The sequence below is a fragment of the Gilliamella sp. wkB292 genome (genome assembly GCF_001690235.1).
Classification (GTDB): domain Bacteria; phylum Pseudomonadota; class Gammaproteobacteria; order Enterobacterales; family Orbaceae; genus Gilliamella; species Gilliamella apicola_F.
In genome coordinates this window covers 1-24,017 of record NZ_LZGO01000048.1, presented here as the reverse complement: position 1 = coordinate 24,017, position 24,017 = coordinate 1, and the positions used below count along the sequence as shown (strand labels likewise).

The following is a 24,017-nucleotide window of genomic DNA, read 5'->3' as shown; positions in this document are numbered from 1 at the left end:
GTCACTACTAATTAATGCTAAATTAATTTTGTTGTTTCGATAATCATCATATCTGTTGTAAAAGATCCATCTGTTTGAAGTTCAAAATAGGCCTTAGTATCGTTGGCAGCAGTTTCTTGATACAGTCTTATTGCATCAATTAAGGGTTCAGGTGTTCGCATTCGTTTAACCCATGTGTCAAAGGACAAGGTTAAGCGATGGCGTTTTATATTATCTATACTAAAACCTGCCTCTGTTAAGAATGTTAACCACTCACCCGGAGTATAATCGCGAACATGCGAAGTATCACGCATAGCTTCAATGGTTTGTAGCCAAATATCTAAAACAGGGTGGCCGGGTGACACAACATCCATTATGATTAATTTTCCGTTAGGTTTGATGATGCGGTGTAGTTCTCGTATACTTTTACCTACATCATGCCAGTGATGTGCTGAATAACGACTTACCACAATATCGAATTGGTTATCGGCAAAGGGTGGACACTCTGCATAACCTTGTTTGACTGAAATATTGCTAAAACCACGACTTTCAGCTGTTAAAGCAACCACCGATAACATCTCATCAGATAGATCGTAAGCCGTAACCTGTTTAACATATTTTGCTGCAATAAAACTCACATGACCAGCACCACATCCCATATCGAGTAATTGTGCATCAGAATAGGAACTAAGAAACGTTTCCAAATATTCAAGATCAGGCCCTTGAGCATGTACTTTACTTGTTAAATAGGCATCTGCTTGCTCACCAAATTGCTTTTTTACGTTATCGTGATGTGTAGCCATAGGTCGTCTCGATATTGGGCACTTTTGTGCCCAAAGTTAAAATTATGCTAAAAATGTCGGTATTTTATGTTCAAATGCACTAATAGCATCTTCATGTTGTAGGGTTAAGCCAATATTATCTAAACCATTTAATAAACAGTGGCGTTTGAATGCATCGATTTTAAACGAATATTGCTTATCTCCAGCGATAACAACTTCATTTTCAAGATCAATCGTAAATTCAATTCCTTCATTGGCTTCAACTATTTTAAATAGTTCGTCAACGTCTTCTTCTGATAAGTTCACTAATAATAACTGATTATTAAACGAATTATTGTAAAAAATATCAGCAAAACTTGAACCAATGATGGTTTTAAAACCATAATCCGCAAGTGCCCATGGTGCATGTTCTCGTGATGAACCACAACCAAAATTCTCGCGCGCTAATAAAATACTTGCCCCCTTATAACGAGGTTTGTTCAGTACAAAATCGGGATTAGGTTTTTCACCTGCATCATCTAAAAATCGCCACTCATGAAAGGCATGTTTACCAAAACCAGTACGCGTGACTTTTTGTAAAAATTGTTTAGGAATAATGGCATCGGTATCAACATTAGCCGCATCTAAAGGAACGACTAGTCCTGTATGTTTTGTAAATTTTGCCATGACAAGTCTCCTTAAAATGGTTTACGAATATCTGTAAAATGACCAGTAATGGCAGCAGCAGCAGCCATTGCAGGACTGACTAAATGGGTTCTGGCATCACGGCCTTGACGCCCTTCAAAATTACGGTTACTGGTTGATGCGCAGCGATCGCCTGGTGCTAATTTGTCATCATTCATTGCTAAGCACATTGAACAACCCGGTAAGCGCCACTCAAATCCTGCATCGATAAAAATCTTATCTAATCCTTCAGCTTCAGCTTGTTCTTTGACTGGTCCAGAACCAGGTACGACTAAAGCTTGTACGCCTTGCGCAACTTTTCGTCCTTTTGCAATAGCAGCGGCAGCGCGTAAATCTTCAATGCGTGAATTCGTACAAGATCCGATAAATACTTTATTGATCTTAATATCAGACATCTTAGTACCGGCAGTTAATCCCATATAGGCTAATGCACGTTCAGCAGACTGTTTTTCAATCGGATCAGAGAAATCTTGTGGATTGGGTACTTGCTTATCAATAGCAGTTACTTGCCCTGGATTTGTTCCCCAAGTGACTTGTGGCGCAATATCTTTAGCTTCAAGGGTAACTACACTGTCAAAATGCGCTCCTTCATCGGTTTTTAAGGTTTTCCAGTAAGCTACGGCTTTGTCAAAATCTTCTCCTTTAGGTGAAAATTGGCGACCTTTTAAGTATTCAAAAGTGACTTCATCTGGCGCAACGAGTCCAGCTTTAGCGCCCATTTCAATAGCCATATTACATAATGTCATACGGCCTTCCATTGATAAGGATTTAATCGCATCACCACAAAACTCAACTACGTGTCCTGTACCACCAGAACTGGTCGTTTTACCAATAATCGCTAAAATAATATCTTTAGCGGTAATACCGTCGGCAACCTGACCTTTGACTTCAATTTTCATGGTTTTCGCTCGCCCTTGTTTTAGGGTTTGGGTCGCTAATACATGTTCAACTTCCGATGTTCCAATACCAAAAGCTAGCGCTCCAAATGCGCCATGGGTAGCCGTGTGTGAGTCACCACAAACAATGGTCATACCTGGCAATGTCATGCCTTGTTCAGGCCCAACAACATGAACAATACCTCGTAATGGACTTTGTAAACCATATAAAGATACGCCAAACTCTTTTGCATTCTTAGCTAACTCAGTTAACTGGATTCGAGCCATTTCACTACACGCACTTAAATCATTGCTTTTTGTTGAAGTATTGTGATCCATAGTTGCAAATGTTTTGTGTGGTTGGCGGACTTTACGATTCATCGCGCGTAAGCCATCGAAAGCTTGTGGTGAGGTAACTTCATGAACCAAATGGCGATCGATATATAAAATAGGGGTTTCATTTGGTGCTTCATAAACAACATGTGCATCATATAATTTTTGATACAATGTTTTTGGTTTTGTAGACATTGCTTATATTCCTTTAATATTCTTTAAAAGGGTTAACATGATTTATTAACCCTTAGTCTAAAAATTAAATTAAACGACAAATGGTATCACCCATTTCATCGGTTGAAACATAACTACCACCACGAGCAAGATCGATAGTACGGGTACCTTGTTCTAAAGCTTTATTAACTGCATTTTCAATAGCTTTGGCGATATCATCACGTTTTAAACTATAACGCACTAGTAATGCTAACGATAAAATTTGTGCGGCTGGATTAGCAATATTTTTACCAGCAATATCCGGTGCACTCCCTCCAGCAGGCTCATATAACCCAAACCCCTGCTCGTTAAGGCTTGCTGATGGTAGCATTCCCATTGAACCGGTAATCATTGCACATTCGTCAGACAATATATCACCAAACAAATTTGAACATAAAATGACATCAAATTGTGAGGGATCTTTTACAAGTTGCATGGTTGCATTATCGATATACATATGTTCAAGTGTGACATCTGGATATTGTTTAGCGACTTCGTTTACAACTTCACGCCATAAAATTGATGTTTGTAATACATTAGCTTTATCAACAGAAGTGACTTTTTTGCGACGAATTTTGGCAGCTTCAAATGCCATTTTAGCTATACGTTCAATTTCAAAGCGGTGATAAACTTCCGTATCAAAGGCGCGCTCTTGAGGGCCAGAACCTTCACGACCTTTAGGCAAGCCAAAATAGATACCACCAGTTAGCTCACGCATACATAAAATATCAAAACCACGTTTAGCAATATCTTCACGTAAAGGACATAATTCTTCTAAACCTTGATACAAACTAGCAGGGCGCATGTTAGCAAATAATTTAAAATGCTTTCGTAATGGTAATAATGCTCCGCGTTCAGGTTGTTGATCGGGAGGTAAGTTTGTCCATTTTGGACCCCCAACTGAGCCAAACAAAATCGCATCAGCTTTTTCACAACCTTCAAGCGTCTCTTTTGGTAATGGACAGCCATGGATGTCAATAGCGGCGCCACCGACATCATATTCACTGGTTGTTATTGAAAGATTATATTTTTGACGAATAACGTCGAGCACTTTATAAGCTTGCTTCATTACTTCAGGGCCAATACCGTCACCAGGTAACACTGCAATATGATAATTTTGTGACATTTTTATTCCTTAACAATTTAATTGATTTATTTTTTATTTATAAAACAACATAACTTAATATGTTATTCATGATGCAATTTTTGTTTTTGCTGTGCAACTTGATTTGCCCGATAAACATTATTTAATACATTAATTAACGCTAATGCAGAGGAATGGACAATATCTGTTGCTAATCCCACACCATGGAATTTGCGACCTTTATAATCAGCAACGATATCTACTTGTCCTAAAGCATTTTCACCTTGCCCTTTTGACGCTAATTGGTATTTAACTATCGTAATTGGCTCGCCAGTAATACGATTTATTGCTTGATAAACTGCATCAACTGGACCATTACCCGTTGCCGCATCTGAATATTTTTGATCGCCAATGATTAAACTCACTGATGCAGTAGAGACAACTGTTGAACCTGATTGAACATTAAAATAGTCCAACACATAATGTTCTTGTTCATCTTTTAATTGATTGATAAAAATTAGGGCTTCTAAATCATAATCAAACACTTGTCCTTTTTTATCTGCTAGCTCTAAAAATGCTTCGTACACTTGGTCTAAATTATAATCGTTATCATGATAACCTAACTCTTCAAGTCGATGTTTTACCGCGGCCCTACCTGATCGAGAAGTTAAATTTAATTGGATTTGATTTAAACCAATAGATTCCGGTGTCATGATTTCGTAGGTTTCGCGATTTTTAAGCACGCCGTCTTGGTGAATGCCGGAGGAGTGGGCAAAAGCATTACTACCAATAACTGCTTTATTGGCCGGTATTGGTGTATTAGTAATTTGACTGACGATTTGACTGGTACGATAGATTTCTTGGTGATTAATATTGGTGTGAACATTTAGAATATTTTGGCGAACTTTAATTGCCATAATGACTTCTTCTAAGGCTGTATTGCCTGCGCGTTCGCCCAAACCATTCATCGCGCCTTCAACTTGACGAGCACCTTCCTGAATCGCGCTAATCGAGTTAGCCACCGACATACCCAAGTCATCATGACAATGAACAGAGATAATCGCTTTATCAATGTTCGGGACACGTTCAAATAAGGTACGAATAATGCCACCAAATTGATAAGGGACAGTATAACCGACAGTATCCGGAATATTGATCGTTGTTGCCCCTGCTTTAATTGCTGCTTCAACAATCCGACATAAGTTATCAATTGGGGTACGACCTGCATCTTCACAAGAAAACTCCACATCATTAGTATAATTACGTGCATGTTTAATACAGTGCACAGCCCTTTCAACGACATCTTCAAATGTCATTTTTAATTTGTCTTGCACGTGTAAGGTTGAAGTTGCCATAAAAGTATGGATACGAAATTGATCGGCAACTTTTAACGCTTCTGCTGCAACATCAATATCTCTATCTATACAGCGAGATAATGCACATACACGACTATCTTTAATTGTTTTAGCAATCGTTTGTACTGATTCAAAATCACCAGGGGATGAGATAGGAAAACCAACTTCCATCACATCCACCCGCATTCTTTCTAAAGCTAGCGCTATTTGTAGTTTTTCTTTGACACTTAAACTTGCTTGTAAAGCTTGTTCGCCATCACGTAGTGTGGTATCAAAAATAATGACTTGATCGCTCATTGTTTATTCCTTATCTATATTTTAGCGCTATTACGGTATTTCAAGTTATGAAAACAAAAAACCCGCACTTTAGCGCGGGTTCTTGTTAATTTGTCGAGTTGTTTAATAAATTATCTCATTACTCAACACACAAGCAATCCGCGCAAAATAATGCGAGGAGTAAGCTAGTGAGGAGAGTAGTTGTTCTAATCATTAAAACGAATCTCTAAATTTATATTGGTCAAAATAATGCCAATATTTTTATCAAAGAACATAGTTAATGTCAATATCTAATCTTAAAAGGTCATTAAATATTATGATTTTAATCAGCAAAATTCAGTTAATCGATAAAGCAGATAGCTTTTAAGCCTTGAGTATCTTTATCGAATGAAGCAATACTTCCGTTGGTTAAATCAACACCATAGAATTTTGTTCCTTCGAAAGACCAATCTATGGGGTCTTGATCACATTCGTTTTCTGGAAATAGTTCATCGTCACCATCATCAGGTATTGGTGGGGGATATAAGGTGCCTTGTTCATCATCATCACCATTATCTTCATCAAAAGGATTAAAATTTCGTAATTTAGATTTTAGCGGCTCAGCTATACCCATATCGTAGTCTTGTTCATCTGTCCAAGCGTAATTAGATAGCGCATTTGAAAGTGTTGAATCGCTTGGATAAACCTCATTTACCGTATTCCCCCATTCAGATAAAAGCGTTCCAACCGTGCGTTTGTAATTATTTCTTTCATTTTCTCCAAAAAAATAATCCCAACTTTTTGCATTAGTTAATGATCGCCTATAAGTCAGCGCGACTCTTGGGTTTTGACAACTACAATAATGTTTGGCAGATTTTTGATCTTTAAAAACTACATTTTCAGAAATCAGGTACCATTGAGTGATAGTAAAACTATAAATAGTTTTATTGCCGACAGTTAAAGAAAATACTGTATTATTTGCAGCTGCAATATTATTTTTTAATTTTTCTGAAAAATTGGGCCCTGTAAACTCAACTCGAAGCACGTTATCTTTTCCACTAAGCTTTAAACTAATGGGTGATGTTGTTGGGTTTTTAGTATAAGAAACTTGACTCCAGTTTGCACCGGCAAGTACGACATTAAAATATAATTTATTGGCAGCAGTTGTAGGAAACTTATTATAACTTTCTTCAGACGAACCTCGAGGCAAAAAACCTTTATTGGCATCCCACCAAGGCATATCTTGTTCCCAAGTATTCTGAATATAATTCGCTTCGTATTCTTCTTTTGTATAAGCAAATTCTGGTGGATTACCTTTTTCTAAAGATGGTTGTAGCCAGCAAATCGTAGGCACATCCTTGGAGGAAGATGTGACATAATAGGTTTTATTTACACTTGGATAAGTCCTAATATTAGGTACCCCAAATGTGGTTGAAAGCTGTGATTCTGTTGTGGCTAATGTCAATGCGTAGTAACCAATACAGTTATTTAATTTTTCGCTCGGATCAATAGTATTATTGTTGTTATCTTTTATTGTAAGAGACATCGTCCCACTAGCATTAAACCCATTATCACCATCATCATCTTTCACATATTGATGATCGTTTAAAATAGTTAAAATATCCACTTCTTTTGCATTATAATCAGTTAATAATGTTATTATATTTTCAAAAGTCTCAACAGACTTTGGAAGTACAATTAATTTATCGGGAGATGAATCAAAATCAGGAATATAATAAGTTAAATTAGGATTTTTTATTCGCGTGTCGATCTGAGTTGAATTTTCATTGTTAACCTCTTCTGTCCCATTAGTTTGATCGTTTTCTACTGCAATCCAAAGTAAATCAGTTATGTTTGCTTGTGTATGATCATTATCTATTGATATATAGGGTTCTGTGCCATTTATGACTTGAACAGATGTGGCACTTAATGCATTGGCTGAAAAACAATAAAAAATATTGGAAAAAAAGACTGCTGTGTATAATTTTGTTAATATATGTTTACTTTTAAACATCACATTTTCCGTAACGGTACTTTAATATCACTATAAACTGTAAAGCCTTTAAAATTGTGCTAGATAATATTCTCTATTTTTTTTATTGTAAAGATATTGGTGTCGTTTTGTTGATAAATAACTCTATGATATAAATGAAAATTATAATTATTATTTGTTTTTTTATAAAAAAATGAAGTGCAATAAAATGCATTTTTATATAGGAGCATAGAGACAAGTAAAGATCGGTTGAATTTGTTATTCAAGTGGTAATTAATAGTATTCTAAAATAAATATAAATCATTAAGTTAATTAAAAATAAGTTATCGTTCATTATTAAACAAAAGGTGGAGTCAAAAATATGAATATCGTCGAAATTTCGCAAAAACGTTATACCACTAAACATTATGATCCTACTAAAAAGATACCTGTAGCTATTATTGAGCAACTTTTAACTGTTTTAAGAAACAGTCCATCATCGGTAAATTCTCAACCATGGCATTTTTATGTGATTGAGTCAGACACAGCAAAAAATAAGATTTTGCCTGCTTTTCCTGATTTTAATCAGCCACGCGTGACAGGATCGTCACATACTATTGTTTTTTGTATAAAAGTGCCATTGGATGAAAGTCATTTAGTGAATCTACTGAATCAAGAAGAAAAAGACGGTCGTCTGCCTTCTGAAGATTTAAAAGTATCGCAAGATCAAGGTCGACGTTATTTTGTTAATTTAAATAGTGCAACCCCTGAATCGCAACAGTGTTGGGAAGAAAAGCAAACTTATATTGCATTGGGGCAACTTTTGTTTGCTGCTGCGGCAATTGGTGTTGATTCTACGGCTATCGAAGGATATGATTCAGCTAAAATTGACGAAATTTTAGATCTTAAAAGTAAGGGATTGAAAAGTGTTGTAGTTGCGACATTAGGCTATCGCGCGGCTGATGATGGCAACGCACATCGACCAAAATCACGTTTACCAAAAGAACAACTTTTCACTTATCTATAATTTCCCGCTTTGACATTAAGAATTGTTGCGTCGATTCTTTCGACGCAATAATTATTCATAAAAAAATATTATTATCGTTTTTGATATTGTCACTAATCCCTTTATATTTTTTCTACGCTATATCGATATTGTGTTGTTGTGTTGAGTTGTTCGTATAAATTAATTTATTGTCTGTTCAATTTAAAAAAGTTATTTATAGATTATTTTTTTTATATATGTAAAAATAAAAAATAACGAATAATCAAAATGATTGTTTATTTAAACTTCAAAAGGACTTGGATTTTAGGTTTTGTGTATGTTCAGAATTAAGGATTTTCACATATATAGTAAATATTCTATTTGTAAACTTTTTATAACAAAGAAAAAACTAGTTTTCTTATTTTTTACTCATTTTGCAGTTAATATTTTTAATCAATTATTATTGCAACTATCCTTTAAACGGATAGTTATTTTTAATAAAAAAATATGCTTAACGTTTAAATCAAATTTATACATTATTGGTATTCATTTTTTATTTATTCTTTTTTCACCTTATACCGAAGCGTTATCAAATATTACTGTTAAAACCATTGTAGGTAGTGCACCTTATTTACAATTAAAATCAGATCAAGACGGAAATGTAGGGACTAAAATCAAAGGATTGAATGAATTACTTGGTTTTAGAATGCCTACAACAGAAAATAATAACGCATTAAAATTCGTTGATGTAAGTGAATCGCTCTCTTTTGGTGGTAAACCCTTGCAAGTTCCTGAAGGAACTAAATTTTCTGATATCATTACGATGGTTCCAGCTAATGGTCAGGCAAATGCATTATCACAATTCAACAACGTTGGTGATGATGATGGTGATGCCTCCCTTACTGAAAACACAACCATAGAGGGCACACTAACAGCAACCTGGTATGATAATAATAACGTGATAAATGATTTAAGTCGTGAATTCAATGTGTGTGGGGGGCCTTACTTTTTAAAAATTGGTGCTCAAAACGTTGCGGTATCGACTAAATACGGTCAACCTAATAAAAACATTTATGGTAGTCAACCCGTTATTACTTACCAATTTATGCTTGAGGGAGCACCTAAGTTATGCTTTGTTCAACCAGGTATGAATGTTTATAAGAATAGTTCTTACATGACTAAGTACCCTAATGGTTATAACCCAGAGGTATGGGATTCTGGTACAAGCCGATCGTCGACTTATCAACGAGGTGGTGGATTTAAAGCTGAACAATTTAAACCGATAACCGGTTTTAAATATATTACCTTCAAGTTAATCGGCTCGGGAGCCGATCAGAGTCAGTATCGTTGCCAACTAGATAGCAGCAATAGTATCAACTGGGTTACATTGCACTCTTCGGTCGCAAGTGAAGGCTTGGGTGCAAATTGCTATGTACGTTATGACAGTGTCACTAAGCCCACAACACCCTTAACGATTAATATGGAATATACTGCTGATAAAGGCAAAACTTGGCAAAACATCGGTAAAATTACGCTCCCTATACCACAAAAATGGGCAATAATACCTACGAAAGTAAAAGGATTTTTAGATGATGATAGTTATACAGCCTACGATGAATGTAGAAGACTAATAGATGGTCAAACAATACCCAAAACAACATCCGCTCAGGTTAATGATATGTCAGAAGCAGGTAAAGCTTGGCGACAAAAATATCTGTATCGAAGAGATGAATTGACCAACTCTTTACAAGCTAACACACTAGAATGGACAGCTAAACTAATAGATAATGCCAAAAAATATACCTATTCTCGAGATTTAGGTACTTTTCTTAGCGAATGGGGCACTCAAGGATTAGGAGGCCATCTTTGGACAGCTGAAATGTATCGTACAAACAAGCCATTTTCTGTACGAGGACACCCATCAAGTGATTCGTTGGGAAGCGTTTTGGATGACGGTTTTTCTCTTGCTCAAAATCAATCAGCACACATTTTCTGCCGGGGCGAAAATGGAATTAGCGCACTCCCTACAAGATAAAAGCATTACCTAATAAATTATATGTTGTTAGTCGTTTGTCAGGTTAGATATTGATAATCTGACAAATTGTCCATAACGTGGTATTTAACTACATTATAATTATAGTCAAAATACCACTTAGGTCGTAAAACTGTTATTTCGAAAATCTAGCCCTATTGTTTCAGATTTTACTTTTTCTGAGTCGTCAAACGTCAAACGGGTAAAATTGTTGTGTCGATTCATTCGACGCAATAATTCTTCATAAAAATAATATTATTATCGTTTTTGATATGGCTTTAATCCTTTATAGTCATTCCACTTCATATCACTATAATCTATATCAATTGTGTGTTGAATTATTCTTATAAATTAATTTATTGATTTACAAATTTAAACAATTATTTATAGATTATTATATTCAAATATGTGAAAATTAAAAAACAATCAACACTGTGCTGTTATACCGTTAAGTGATAACTAATGTTATAGGTTTGATATATGTTTAAAATTAGGAAATTTTTCATATATGATAAATATTCTATTTATAGGTTATTTATAATGAAGCGAAAATTAATTTCCTTATTTTTTATTGATTTTAAATTTAATATTTTTAATCAATTAATATGGCTTCTAACTTTCAAACGGATTAATCCTTCCAATAAGGTTATACACCTAAAACTTAACTTAACGTTATCTATTATTGTTATTCAGTTTTTATTTATTTTTTTTTCGCCTTATACCGAAGCATTATCAAATGTGACAGCTAAAACCATTGTAGGTAGTGCACCTTATTTACAATTAAAATCAGATCAAGACGGAAATGTAGGGACTAAAATCAAAGGATTGAATGAATTACTTGGTTTTAGAATGCCTACAACTGAAAATAATAACGCATTAAAACCCGTTGATGTAAGTAAATCGATCTCTTTTGGTGGTAAACCCTTGCAAATCCCTGAAGGAACTAAATTTTCTGATATCATTACGATGGTTCCAGCTAATGGTCAGGCAAGTGCATTATCTCAATTTAAAGTTGGTGATGATGATGGTGATGCTTCCCTTACTGAAAATACAACCATAGAGGGCACACTAACAGCAACCTGGTATGATAATAATAACGTGATAAATGATTTAAGTCGTGAACTTAATTTGTGTGGCGGACCTTACTTTTTAAAAATTGGTGCTCAAAACGTTGCGGTATCGACTAAATATGGTCAACCTAATAAAAACATTTATGGTAGTCAACCCGTTATTACTTACCAATTTATGCTTGAGGGGGGACCTAAGTTATGCTTTGTTCAACCTGATGATATGGTTGTTTATAATAGTGGTCCTTACATGACTAAGTATCCTAATGGTTATAACCCAGAGGTGTGGGATCCTGGCACAAGCCCATCGTCGAATTATCAACTAGATGGTGGATTTAAAGCTGAACAATTTAAACCAATAACCGGTTCTAAAGATATTACCTTCAAGTTAATCGGCTCGGGAGCCGATCAAAGTCAGTATCGTTGCCAACTAGATAGCAGCAATAGTACTAACTGGGTTACATTGCAATCTCCGGTCGCAAGTAAAGACTTAGGTGCAAATTGCCAAGTACGTTATGATAGTCTCACTAAGCCCACAACACCCTTAACGATTAATATGGAATATAGTGCTGATGAAGGTAAAACTTGGCAAAACATCGGTAAAATTACGCTCCCTATACCACAAAAATGGGCAATAAAAACACGTGCTCCATTTTTATCGAAGTTTGGTTATTATTCTGCATATGATGAATGTAGAAGAATAATAGATGGTCAAGCAATACCGAAAACAACATCCGCTCAGGTTAATGATATGTCAGAAGCAGGTAAAGCTTGGCGACAAAAATATCTGTATCGAAGAGATGAATTGACCAACTCTTTACAAGCTAACACACCAGAATGGACAGCTAACGCAATAGATGATGTCAACAAATATGTCACTGCTCGAGATTTAGGTACTTTTGCGAGTGAATGGGCAAGGTCTTATGGAACAGTTGTGCCTTGGACAGCTGAAATGTATCGTACAAACAAGCCATTTGCTGTAGCAATCACTTCAGGCTATCTTCGGGTGGGAAGCGTTGAGGATGAGCTTTTTACTGATGATGAGACTGATGACATTTTCTGCCGGGGCGAAAATGGAATTAGCGCACTCCCTACAAGATAAAAGCATTACCTGATAAATTATATGTTGTTAGTCGTTTGTCAGGTTAGATATTGATAATCTGACAAATTGCCCATAACGTGGTATTTAACTAAATTATAATTATAGTCAAAATACCACTTAGGTCGTAAAACTGTTATTTCGAAAATCCAGCCCTATTGTCTCAGATTTTACTTTTGCTGAGTCGTCAAACGGGTAAAATTGTTATGTGAAAGAGTTGTTTTTTTGTTAACCTCTTGATGAACTTGTTATTATTTAAGTCAGATAAATATTGTCAATAATAAGTAGCCTATCAATTGCGGTGAATAACTCGCTCCATCACTAGTTAATTAGTTAATTGTTATAAATAACCCTAGACCCTATTGTCAGAATCGTTACAATATACGCCATACTTTTATAGTAAAAGGTCTCTTTTACTAGGTTTAACCCAATAAGCGGATGATGTTTTATGGCGCAATATGTTTATACAATGAATCGAGTGGGGAAGATTGTTCCTCCTAAACGTTATATTTTAAAAGATATTTCTTTAAGTTTTTTCCCTGGCGCAAAAATTGGTGTGCTGGGTTTGAATGGGGCAGGTAAATCAACGTTATTACGTATTATGGCGGGCGTTGATACCGAAATTGAGGGTGAAGCGCGTCCACAGCCCGGTATTAAAATCGGTTATTTACCACAAGAACCGAAATTAGATCCAAAACAAACTGTGCGTGATGCAATTGAACAAGCCGTTGGCGATGCCAAAAAGGCATTAGCAAGGTTAGATGAAGTTTATGCAGCTTACGCTGATCCTGATGCCGATTTTGATAAACTTGCTAAAGAACAAGCTGAACTTGAAGCAATTATACAATCGCAAGATGCACATAATCTGGACAACCAATTAGAACGCGCTGCCGATGCGCTACGCCTGCCAGATTGGGATGCCAAAATTGAGAATTTATCCGGTGGTGAACGTCGCCGTGTTGCTATTTGCCAGTTATTGCTAGAAAAACCGGATATGTTATTAATCGACGAACCGACTAACCATTTAGATGCTGAATCGGTGGCATGGCTAGAACGTTTTTTACATGACTATGAAGGTACGGTGGTGGCTGTAACCCATGACCGTTATTTCTTAGATAATGTCGCCGGCTGGATTTTAGAGCTTGATCGTGGCGAAGGCATTCCATGGGAAGGTAACTACTCTTCATGGCTTGAACAAAAAGATCAGCGATTAGCTCAAGAAGCCGCAACCGAATCAGCGCGCCGCAAATCGATTGAAAAAGAGCTGGAATGGGTGCGCCAAAACCCGAAAGGCCGCCAAGCAAAAAGTAAAGCCCGTTTAGCGCGTTTTGAAGAATTAAACAGTAATGATTACCAAAAACGTAATGAAACTAACGAACTGTTTATTCCACCTGGGCCACGTTTAGGCGATAAAGTGATCGAAGTGAATAACTTAACCAAGTCATATGGTGATCGGGTATTGATTGATAATCTTTCATTCAGTATTCCTAAAGGCGCAATTGTTGGGATTATTGGTCCAAATGGTGCGGGTAAATCAACACTATTTAGAATGCTATCGGGCAAAGAACAACCCGACTCAGGTACCATTACTTTAGGTGATACGGTGCAATTGGCGTCAGTCGATCAGTTCCGTGACAGCATGGATGATAAAAAAACAGTGTGGGACGAAATATCCAATGGGCAAGATATTATGCGTATTGGTAATTTTGAAATCCCAAGTCGAGCTTATGTTGGACGCTTTAATTTTAAAGGCGTTGATCAGCAAAAACGCGTCGGTGAACTCTCTGGTGGTGAGCGTGGACGAGTGCATTTAGCCAAGTTATTACAAGTTGGTGGCAATGTATTGTTACTTGACGAGCCAACCAATGACTTAGATGTCGAAACACTGCGAGCACTCGAAAATGCGTTATTGGAGTTTCCGGGCTGTGCATTAGTGATTTCACATGACCGTTGGTTCTTAGATCGCATTGCAACCCATATTCTCGATTACCAAGACGAAGGACATGTTGAGTTCTTTGAAGGTAACTTTACCGAATATGAAGAGTGGAAAAAACGGACCTTAGGTGCAGAAGCCTTAGAGCCGAGACGTGCCAAATACAAAAAAATCACAAAATAATCATGTTTGCAGGATTTCTGCTGTTTACTGCAGTGGAAATCCTTTAGCATTTATATCAACTATATCCCATATTCGTTAAGCAAATACTTTCCAAGCATTTTTCACCAAACGTGTCTTTTCATTAATTTAAAAGATAGTTTCTAACTTTTTTTGCCCTCATCTATCTATTGAAATTTTATTCATTTTTTCATCATATTGGATGATTAACACATAATGATTTTCAATATTAACGCTCAAATAATCATAGCTAAAACGTAATGTAAATTTTGATTCTTAAAATAATTTGAAAAAAATTAAAGATATTTAAATTGTGGTCGATATTGAACAGGTTATGATAAGGATATCTAAAATTAATATAGAGGAAAACAGCATATTTTTCTGAATAAAAACTTTTTAATAATAGGTTGTCAATGAATAGTATCAAACTAGTTTGTTTATTTTTCATCAGTATTATCTTAACTTTTTCTCACCAATTAGTATTATTTATCTTTTTTAGATGGATTGTTCATTTTAAAAAAATACTATCAGTAAAACGCAATTTTAGTTCTTATATTGCTGTTAGCTTAATATCTATGTTATTTACGGTTAACGCCAATGCATTAACCGCTGTGACCATTAACAAGATCAATGGTAGTAAACCTTATTTAACTTTTGATAAAGGTAAAACAAAAGTAACAAGTACAGAAGGTTTGTTAAGTGTAACGTTACCAGATGGTCGTCAGTATGTGCCATCCGGTGATATGGCGCATTTATATCCAAATGCGATCGTTAACGATTCAACTATGACAAATCCAATTATTTTAAATAACGGAGAGTTAGATTTTGTTAGTATAAAAACATTTGTTCCACTTAAAAAAGAGGGGAATAGTAATTATCCGAGTGTTGCTTTAAACAGTTTAATCAAATTATATAACTATTGGGGGGATGATGATGGTGATGGCAACGTAACAGCAACGGGAACGTTAACGCTTTCATGGATAAATAAGCAAGGGGTAAATGTTACGAGTATGATTAGTAATAATACAATTACAGCATTAGATCCCTGTGATGCACCTTATCAACTCAATATTCAAACCACTGATGGTATATTATCAACCCAGTATGGCATACCGAATACTACGCGTTTTAATGCTGCAACAAGTGTTTACTATATTACCCCAAAGATAGATATGCCTTATGTGTGTTATGCTCAGCCCAACTTTTCTATGGATCAATCATATGGACCAAATTGGGTGAGTAAGAAAGGATTTAGAGTCGATAATATTGATAATGTTGCCAATAACTTTCCTACAACCGGTTCAAATGGTCTTCATTTTTATTTATTATTAGCAGGTATTACGCCAAATCAAGTCATTACGGCCAATGGTGCTACCGTTTTCCCTGAAAATGGTAATAAAACCGTTAATTTGTCATTAACTGTAGAAAAGACACAGAATTGGAATGGGCAGCCACAGTTGGCATTAAAAATTCTATTAAATGGACCAACCCTAGATTCAACTAATAGATCTTTCACTCCCTCAGAGTTTAAACTTTATTCTGATAGTAATCATAGTCAGTTGCTTTATAAGTTTAAAATCGAGCGTTGGTACATAACTAAGATTGAACAGGCAGATGGTTACGAAAATGCTAAAGCATTTTGTAATAATCTGGGCGTTACCTATCGAATACCAGGAGTTGAAGATTTTACTAATGGAAATGGATATGGCTGGGAGAATGGAATTCCAGGTCAGGGTAATTCTTATCGTCGTCAAATCAGTTATAAAAATGGTGATAAGTGGGTTGGTGGTTTAATGAATGAATGGGGGTATCTGAGTAACACTTCTACTGATTATCCTGCTGCAAAAAATTGGGATGGTTCAGGTATATACTGGACATCACTTGCTGTACCAAATATGTATAGTTTGATTTATGATATTAATAATGGAATGTATTCACAAGGTTATATCGGCTATAATATGCCATCAGCATTAACACATCGTGTTGTTTGTGTGTCTCCTTGAAAGCATTAGTAAAATAATTTATTAACGCTATAATATATTGTCTTTTAATAACTTAACTGCGCGCCGCCAATCAAGTTTGGTGGCGTTTTATTTAATTTATGAGCTTATTGTTTTCAACGTTGAATAAAATCTTTTGATGACTGAATTATTTTGGCGAAAGTATGGGTTAATAAGCTTGGTATCGCATCTATGCCTCTAGATTTTGCATCATCACAAACAGCAATAGCTAAATCCGGTTTTGAGCTTTTATGAATGGCTTTTTGAATAATTTTAGATACAGGCATATCGATATGTTCAATTGTATTATAAGCTGCCTGTTTGTACACATGACTAAAGCCATGTTTAAACAAAAAATTCTCGATATCTTTTGCCGGTAATATCGTAAGATAGTCATTCGAATCTTCATTTTGTGGGGTGAGCGATTTAACCGTATCGGCATATTTTTTTCCAGCCATATCGCCATCAGTAATCACATACCAATGGATCCCCATCTTATTAGCATATTTTATTAAGGGTTTTAAACCACATTGCGCAAATTCTAGTAATTGCACACCTTCAGAACCTAGATGATAACCACTTTGTTCGGCTAATTCACGCAACAACCATACTTCTGTTTCACCTTCAACTAATAACCAGCAACGAGCAAAAAGCGCTAATGGTCGACGATAAAGCACATGAAATAAAATACGGCGACTATCATCAGCACTTAGTGAATGAGGGGCAACATATTTTGTCACAATTTGACCGGGCAGACGGATTAACCGATAAATACTTTCTAAGGGAAATAATGATACTAAGTCACTGGAGTTTGAGGTAATAATTTTTTGTGTTGGCAGGTGTTTAAGCAGGCGAAAACCAACCGATAGAATAATGGGATGTAATTGGCTTTCAGGTTCTTCTAAAATGAGAATTGGCATTGAGCTAGGTGAAAGGGGATTGTCACCTTTAGCATAAACAATTGAATCAAAAATACCTAATAAAGCGGTTCGTAAATAATCATCATTAATATTATCTAAAGCATTATTAATACGTTCAAGTGAATTCCAATCTTCACGATGTGGGCTTGTTTTTTGTGGTAAATGTTTATAACGATAACGTTGAGCTGGATCGATAAAATAGTATTCTAACAAAGCGCGTGCAGCTTTTAATCCACGTTGTAACTCCTCTTCACTAATCGATGCTGAATGCTGCTTTAATTGATTAGACAGTTCATTAATGAAGTATTCTGATAAAGGTTGGTTAGTGATAGGTAAATCATCTGTACTTAAGGTGTTTTTCAATGCCATTACAGGATTAAGATTAAGAACAATAGCAATCAGCAATTTATGATTTTCAATAGTAAAAGGATTATTGTTTTGGTCGACTAGCAGATGTTGAGTCACAATTGTACTATTTTGTTGTTTGGCAGTGATTTGATAAGTTATCCGTCGTAATTGATCTTCTTTAGATTGATAAGTAACAGGCAATAATGCTTGATAAGCTTGATTATTGAACTCGTTGGCATAGGATTGACAATACGTTACTTTAATACTGATATTATTGTCATTAGGTTTATCTTTATCATGATAAAAGTCAGAATCAACAAATTCATAAAATTTATTGTCTAGCGACAATAACATTAAAGCGCTAATTAAACTCGATCGCCCCCATCGGTTTTCACCAATCAGCACACTTGCTTCTGTATTAAATTTTAACGATAATTGACTTACACCCCTAAATCCTACTATATCAATTTGTTCAATAAACATCGTATTTCCTTATTGTTAAAGATTATACTTCTCGGTGCGTTTACGTATTTTTTCAGCTTTTTGTTCAGTATTGCTAATTAATTTGTGCTCATCAAGCAAAATGGTTTTTAGGGGTTTATTGAAATAGACTTTCAAAAATAACCAAATATCGCGCTTAGTTAAGCCAATATTCGTTGATGAAAAATAAAGCCCGATTAAATCTTTATCACGCCAGCGTCTAGGTACCTTATTACGTGTTTGAGCTCGGTGTAAATCAATCACTGATAACTTAATCTGTTTTTGCTTTTCAAATAATGGTATATCAAGTAAAAAATGACACAAATAACAATCACGATGATTAACCCCAGCTGCATGCATTTTTGCTGTCATGTTAGCTAAATAGATAATTAATGAACGCTTTAAATGATAATTAGGTGGCGAAGTTAGCCATGTTTTTGTAAAGTCTTCTAAACTAATGGTTGGGTTTAAATCCTTAGTAACAATAAATGAATGGCGAGTCAATGGATTTAAGCTCTTTCGACCAAATGCTCGTCCATCCATAGTATTAACGTTGGCTTGTTCTAAACGAGCAATCGCATCCCATTCTTGTTTAGCATCCAAAACAGGCAAACGTAGTGATAAAAGATTTTTAACAATCTCTTTGACTGTTGTACCTCGATGAATCTTAATAAAATAAGATTCGTCATTAAATTGGAAATTTAATGTTTTACGTTGTTTTACTTCCCGATAAACTTTTCCCGATATTAATTCAACTTCTTGAAAGGGATCTTTATCTTTCCATAATTGTGCAAAGGGTGATTTAAGTTTAATTTCGTTCATGATTATCACAATCTAAAATAATATCGGCAGCACGCTCAGCTAAGTGGTATAAATCAGTAGTTTGACCGTAATATATAGCATTATTATGCCAGATCAATCGTTGCGCTTGATTGGTTATCGCATTGTCAAGCGCGCAATTTAAATCTGCTTGCACAAAAGGTTCAATAAGTACAAAACCGGCATCGGCATCGTAGACATGATAAGCATAACCAGAAATACCAGAGACAATCACTGGTACACCTGCGGCTAAACCTTCAATTAATACCATACCAGCGGCTTCCTGCCTTGCTGGGTGTAATAATAAATCGGCTGCAAAAAGAAAATCCGGGATATCATTACGACCAGAATAAAACCTAACTTGATTGCCAATATTTAAAGCTTTAGCCATTTTTTGATAAGGTTGCGCATTATCTTGCCCAACGACTAAATAAATTACTTTTTGCCTTAACTCAATGGGTAACGAGGCAATAGCATTTAACGAACGATCAACCCCTTTACGTTTAAAATCAGATCCAATTTGCACTATGACAAAAGCATCAAGCGCAATTTGATTGGCTTGCCTAAATTGTTGACCTTTAAGTGGCGATGTTGTTTGATATTTTCTATCCAATGCAATGCCCGGTGGTAACAGATAAAATCGTGAAGATTGGGTTTGATAATATCTTTCAAAATCAATAATTTGCTGTTTAGTCAGCACCATTATTTTTGTATGATGATCGGCATTAAATACCGCATCTTCGAAAGCTAAATAGTGTTTACATCGTTTAGATAATTTATAAAGCAAACCTTTATGTGCTACTTTTTCGGCAAAACATGTGTCGCCAGCAAAATAGACATCTAAGCCAGGCATTTTGTTAAAACCGACAACACAATCAACAGGGTTGGACTCAAGATGAGCTTTAACCCAATTATAATAAGATTGATTACGACGATGGTTTGAAAAGCCCTTTTTGGCGACCATTATAACTTCAAATTCATCGGGTATATCGCCTTGCCAATCCATGACATAAACACGAATCTTATGGCCACGCGCTCCACAAGCTTTGGCAATTTGCAAAAAATCACGTTGCAAACCGCCATAAGGAAAATATTTATAGATACAAAAAGCTAATTGCATGCAAATTGCCTCGAGTAATAAAGGGGTATTATATACTCAGTATTGATTGTTGCGCAAAGTTTGATTTTTAGTAGTCAGCCTTATCAAAATGCTTAGTACAGGTGAGTTTATAAGTATAAAGTAATCTTATTCATAGCAAAATAATCGATAAGTGTAAATCATTTGAATGATGAATCCTTTATCACAAAGATTCATCACGTTTATTGAATATTCTGTCATCGACAGAAAAATTTCAATTTTATTATTAATATCACTTCACCCATTAAGCAAAAATAGTGGTACGAGATAACGTTAAAATCAATAATGACAGTTGTTATAGGCTCAGTGTTACTCTTTTTTGCAGTTTATGATCAAACTTAACCATAATCTTTCTTGGTATTGAAAAATCAGTTATTTTTAATGGGTAAAAATAAGCTTATGATGATTAATATCTAAATAAAATGAACGTATATTTTGCTTGAATCTGGTTAAAGCAAGACTTACTTTTAGACGCTTTATAGTGTTTATTCTCAGTTGATCTCTATATCGATTAATTTAATAAAAAATTCTAACTGCCAAATGTTTAAAAATAAAATAACTCAATCACCAATTGCTCATCGATACAAATTTAACGAAAGTAAAACGTTTGGCTGTAAAAAATGTGTGTTAATTGTTCAGATATTTTGATGTTTACAATCTTATGCATTTTATATTATATTGCCAAACCTATTATGTATTATCTAGTTAGTAAAATTTAAAATGAATAAGGAAGTTTTTTTTAACAATAAATATATTATTTTATTGTTATTTATCGTTGTCTGTTTTACATGGGGAACAACATGGATTGGCATTAAAATTGCTGTTGAAACCGTTAACCCACTGTTAGCGGCTGGTTTACGTTTTGTCATTGCATTCCCTTTTTTAGTATTAATTACAATAGTGGCTAAATCGCCAATATTGTTTCCTCGAAAATCATTACATTTTTTCCTGTTATTAACCCTATTTTACTTTACTATTCCTTATTTCTTAATTAGTTTTGGTGAACAGTATGTATCGTCAGGTTTAACATCACTTCTATTTAGTACTATGCCTATTTTTTCTATTATTTTTGCTAAAATAATTTTAAAAGATAAGATTTATTTGAATCAATTAATCGGTATTACAGTAGGCTTTTTGTGCTTAATATATATTTTAGTTTCTGAAGGATTCATTCTTTCGTATACCGATTTTTTGGGTGTGATATCAATACTTTTAGCAGCATTGATGCATGGTTTTTTGTATGTATACTCCAAAAAAGCAGGCGCAGGCATCAATGTATTTACTTTTAATACCTTACCTATCGGTGTCGCTGGAATTGTACTGTGCTTGTTAAGTTTCTTGTTTGAAGAAAATAATTTCCAACTTATTTCCTTAAATAGCTGGCTCGCATTAATTTATTTAGGTATTTTTGCTTCAGTGTTTGGTTTTATTGCTTATTTCTTTTTGTTGAAAAGAATGAGCCCTGTTGTTTTATCATTCATTTTTATTATTTTTCCAGTCGTTGCAATTTTTATTTCCTCTATTTATGAGCATAAAATCATTTCAACCAGTTTTATTATTTGTACAATCATTATGCTATGTGGTTTTGCTATAACTAAATTACCGCTCAGCATTTTTAAAAAATTAATAAAGCAAGGAACAACAGATAATCAATAAGGATTAACGAATTGTTTCAATGAAATTTGAGATTGCTAAACTGCTGATATTGGATCATTATACTCATTCGGCCTGTGTGCCGAATGTTTTATACCAATTGTTACACTCAAATGCCTAAAGCTGATCTTATTGATTCACAGAAAAAAGATAAATCACCGCCTACTTATTTTTATGATGATCGAGCTCAATATTTTCAACCAACCTAAAATTAATGTCAGGCACCTAGATCTTTATCATCACTATTACCACATAATTACCAAGTTTATTCATTAAGAGTGATAATTTTATGATTGATGATCTCACATAAAACAAAAATCTCAAACTCGCTAATACGTTTGTCTATTTTGTCACTTTAAAAAATGATGAGTGTAAACATGATCCGCTGATTGACTTATTGCGTCTATAACGATAATTATTTGACCACACTATGCAGTAATTGCCTATGGGCAATAAATTCCCTAAACCTGATCGTTTTCCCTCTACGGTTTACTGATAATTGCTGGCAAAATACTTTACAATTAATTAATAGCAATATTTTAGGTTAGTAAATCACTGAATGCATGTTTAACTATCTGGATATTATCCATTGAACTCTTTTATGCTTTGAAGCAATAACTGTCACCAATGGCACTTCCTTGCACGCCAAATTGACGTAAATTTTGATCGACAGCATTCATCGATTGCCAATGGTTTTCACACCAATCAGGGGCAAGTAAGGTCGGTTTTCTGGCGTTAGCCGAGATGCGGTGATATAAAATATCCGCTGGTGTTTGCCTGATAACATCACCTGCAATATCGACATACTGCTCTAAAGATAATACATCAAGCCGGCCTGCACGCCACGCTTTAGCCATAATACTGCCTTCGACAATATGTAATGGATGCAGTTTTAAACCATCCACACCAGTATTGAGCACTTGATCTAAAGTCACTAAATTATCTTGTTTACTCTCTTTTGGTAAACCAATAATTAAATGGGTACACACTTTAATACCAAGCTTACGTGCTTTTTGTACTGTTTGCTGATAATCATTAAAGGTATGTCCACGATTAATTGCATGCAACGTTTTATCATGTGCGGTTTGTAAACCTAGCTCTAGCCAAACTTCATAGCCTTTAGCTTGATAATCAGCTAATAAATCAAGTGCTTCATTGGGTACACAATCAGGCCGGGTTCCCACGCAAAGCCCAACAATATCAGCGCTATTTAGCGCCTCTTCATACATATTTTTTAAGATTTCAACTTCAGCATAAGTACTGGTATAAGCTTGAAAGTAGGCAAGGTAACGTTTCGATTTTTTCATTTGCTGAGCTTGTGAAGTTAGCTGATCTGCAATCGACTTAACTTGAATTGACTCATCAATAATTGAGGCGACATTACAAAATGTACATCCGCCTTGACCAATAGTACCGTCACGGTTAGGGCAGGTAAATCCACCATGTAACGTGAGTTTGTAAATTTTTTCACCATAACGTCGCTGCAAATCAGCGCCAAAGGTATTAACCACTAAATGTAATTGCATAACAAACCCAAAATAAAAATTTTGCCCATTCTACGAAGATAGCTATTGAACATCAAGATATAACAAAAATCCTAATTTAATAATCTGTATTGCTCTAATCCATTTTACTCAACCCATGAGCGTTACTTAAAGCTTGTGTCAAAGGCAGATTTGAGTTTATTTAGATAATATAATGATTATTTAAAAAAGAACTTTTATGAATCAATTAAAAAAGTAATAAATGAGATTTATAAGTACAGACAAGTAAAGAGTTGGTTATGGCTCTATAGTACAACGAGTTAACCAATATATTGCTTGCTGTTTCT

The 24,017-nt window shown here is 35.0% G+C and carries 16 protein-coding genes; 6 read left to right on the top strand and 10 right to left on the bottom strand.

Features of this window, described 5'->3' with window-relative positions:
- Positions 1–17 precede the first annotated feature (17 nt).
- From A9G09_RS05155 to A9G09_RS05130, 6 genes are all read right to left on the bottom strand, one after another.
- Positions 18–782, bottom strand: coding sequence for a class I SAM-dependent methyltransferase (locus A9G09_RS05155; protein ID WP_065633832.1), 765 nt, complete (start codon positions 780–782; stop codon positions 18–20).
- A gap of 42 nt (positions 783–824) precedes the next feature.
- Entirely contained in the window at positions 825–1,427 is a 603-nt protein-coding gene (gene leuD, locus A9G09_RS05150; protein WP_065633831.1) for a 3-isopropylmalate dehydratase small subunit, read from the bottom strand.
- Positions 1,428–1,438: 11 nt separating this feature from the next.
- Positions 1,439–2,848, bottom strand: coding sequence for a 3-isopropylmalate dehydratase large subunit (leuC, locus tag A9G09_RS05145; protein ID WP_065633830.1), 1,410 nt, complete (start codon positions 2,846–2,848; stop codon positions 1,439–1,441).
- A 64-nt stretch (positions 2,849–2,912) separates the two neighbouring features.
- Entirely contained in the window at positions 2,913–3,992 is a 1,080-nt protein-coding gene (gene leuB / locus A9G09_RS05140; protein WP_065633829.1) for a 3-isopropylmalate dehydrogenase, read from the bottom strand.
- 62 nt (positions 3,993–4,054) lie between these two features.
- Positions 4,055–5,602 carry a 2-isopropylmalate synthase gene (gene leuA / locus A9G09_RS05135; RefSeq protein ID WP_065633828.1) on the bottom strand — a complete coding sequence of 516 codons (1,548 nt, stop codon included), beginning with the start codon at positions 5,600–5,602 and terminating at the stop codon, positions 4,055–4,057.
- A 319-nt stretch (positions 5,603–5,921) separates the two neighbouring features.
- Complete coding sequence (locus A9G09_RS05130) at positions 5,922–7,574, bottom strand: hypothetical protein (RefSeq protein ID WP_065633827.1); 1,653 nt, start codon at positions 7,572–7,574, stop codon at positions 5,922–5,924.
- 340 nt (positions 7,575–7,914) lie between these two features.
- On the opposite strand from A9G09_RS05130, the gene nfsB reads away from it, so the two are divergent.
- From nfsB to A9G09_RS05105, 5 genes are all read left to right on the top strand, one after another.
- On the top strand, positions 7,915–8,559 hold the full coding sequence (nfsB, locus tag A9G09_RS05125; RefSeq protein WP_065633826.1) for an oxygen-insensitive NAD(P)H nitroreductase: 645 nt from the start codon (positions 7,915–7,917) through the stop codon (positions 8,557–8,559).
- Positions 8,560–8,854: 295 nt separating this feature from the next.
- On the top strand, positions 8,855–10,552 hold the full coding sequence (locus tag A9G09_RS05120; protein WP_065633825.1) for a hypothetical protein: 1,698 nt from the start codon (positions 8,855–8,857) through the stop codon (positions 10,550–10,552).
- A gap of 537 nt (positions 10,553–11,089) precedes the next feature.
- On the top strand, positions 11,090–12,718 hold the full coding sequence (locus tag A9G09_RS05115) for a hypothetical protein (RefSeq protein WP_065633824.1): 1,629 nt from the start codon (positions 11,090–11,092) through the stop codon (positions 12,716–12,718).
- A gap of 445 nt (positions 12,719–13,163) precedes the next feature.
- Positions 13,164–14,831: an energy-dependent translational throttle protein EttA gene (gene ettA, locus A9G09_RS05110; protein WP_065633823.1), complete on the top strand. Its 1,668-nt coding sequence runs from the start codon at positions 13,164–13,166 to the stop codon at positions 14,829–14,831.
- A 410-nt stretch (positions 14,832–15,241) separates the two neighbouring features.
- Positions 15,242–16,831, top strand: a complete 1,590-nt coding sequence (locus A9G09_RS05105; protein ID WP_065633822.1) for a hypothetical protein — start codon at positions 15,242–15,244, stop codon at positions 16,829–16,831.
- 113 nt (positions 16,832–16,944) lie between these two features.
- Here the strand turns inward: A9G09_RS05105 and A9G09_RS05100 are convergent, their stop codons facing one another.
- The 3 genes from A9G09_RS05100 to A9G09_RS05090 are packed head-to-tail and all read right to left on the bottom strand — an operon-like array spanning position 16,945 to position 20,515.
- Positions 16,945–18,579, bottom strand: a complete 1,635-nt coding sequence (locus A9G09_RS05100; RefSeq protein WP_065633821.1) for a DUF2813 domain-containing protein — start codon at positions 18,577–18,579, stop codon at positions 16,945–16,947.
- 15 nt (positions 18,580–18,594) lie between these two features.
- The gene (gene rfaP, locus A9G09_RS05095; RefSeq protein WP_065633820.1) at positions 18,595–19,398 is read right to left on the bottom strand and encodes a lipopolysaccharide core heptose(I) kinase RfaP; all 804 of its coding nucleotides are present in this window, start codon (positions 19,396–19,398) and stop codon (positions 18,595–18,597) included.
- Positions 19,385–20,515 (bottom strand): glycosyltransferase family 4 protein, encoded by a 1,131-nt coding sequence (locus tag A9G09_RS05090; RefSeq protein WP_065633819.1) that lies wholly within the window; start codon positions 20,513–20,515, stop codon positions 19,385–19,387. The genes rfaP and A9G09_RS05090 overlap by 14 nt, the downstream gene beginning before the upstream one ends.
- A 738-nt stretch (positions 20,516–21,253) precedes the next feature.
- Between A9G09_RS05090 and A9G09_RS05085 the strand changes: the two genes are divergently transcribed.
- Complete coding sequence (locus tag A9G09_RS05085; protein WP_065633818.1) at positions 21,254–22,189, top strand: DMT family transporter; 936 nt, start codon at positions 21,254–21,256, stop codon at positions 22,187–22,189.
- Positions 22,190–22,785: 596 nt separating this feature from the next.
- Here A9G09_RS05085 and A9G09_RS05080 read toward each other — a convergent pair.
- Complete coding sequence (locus A9G09_RS05080) at positions 22,786–23,712, bottom strand: TIGR01212 family radical SAM protein (RefSeq protein ID WP_065633817.1); 927 nt, start codon at positions 23,710–23,712, stop codon at positions 22,786–22,788.
- Positions 23,713–24,017 lie beyond the last annotated feature (305 nt).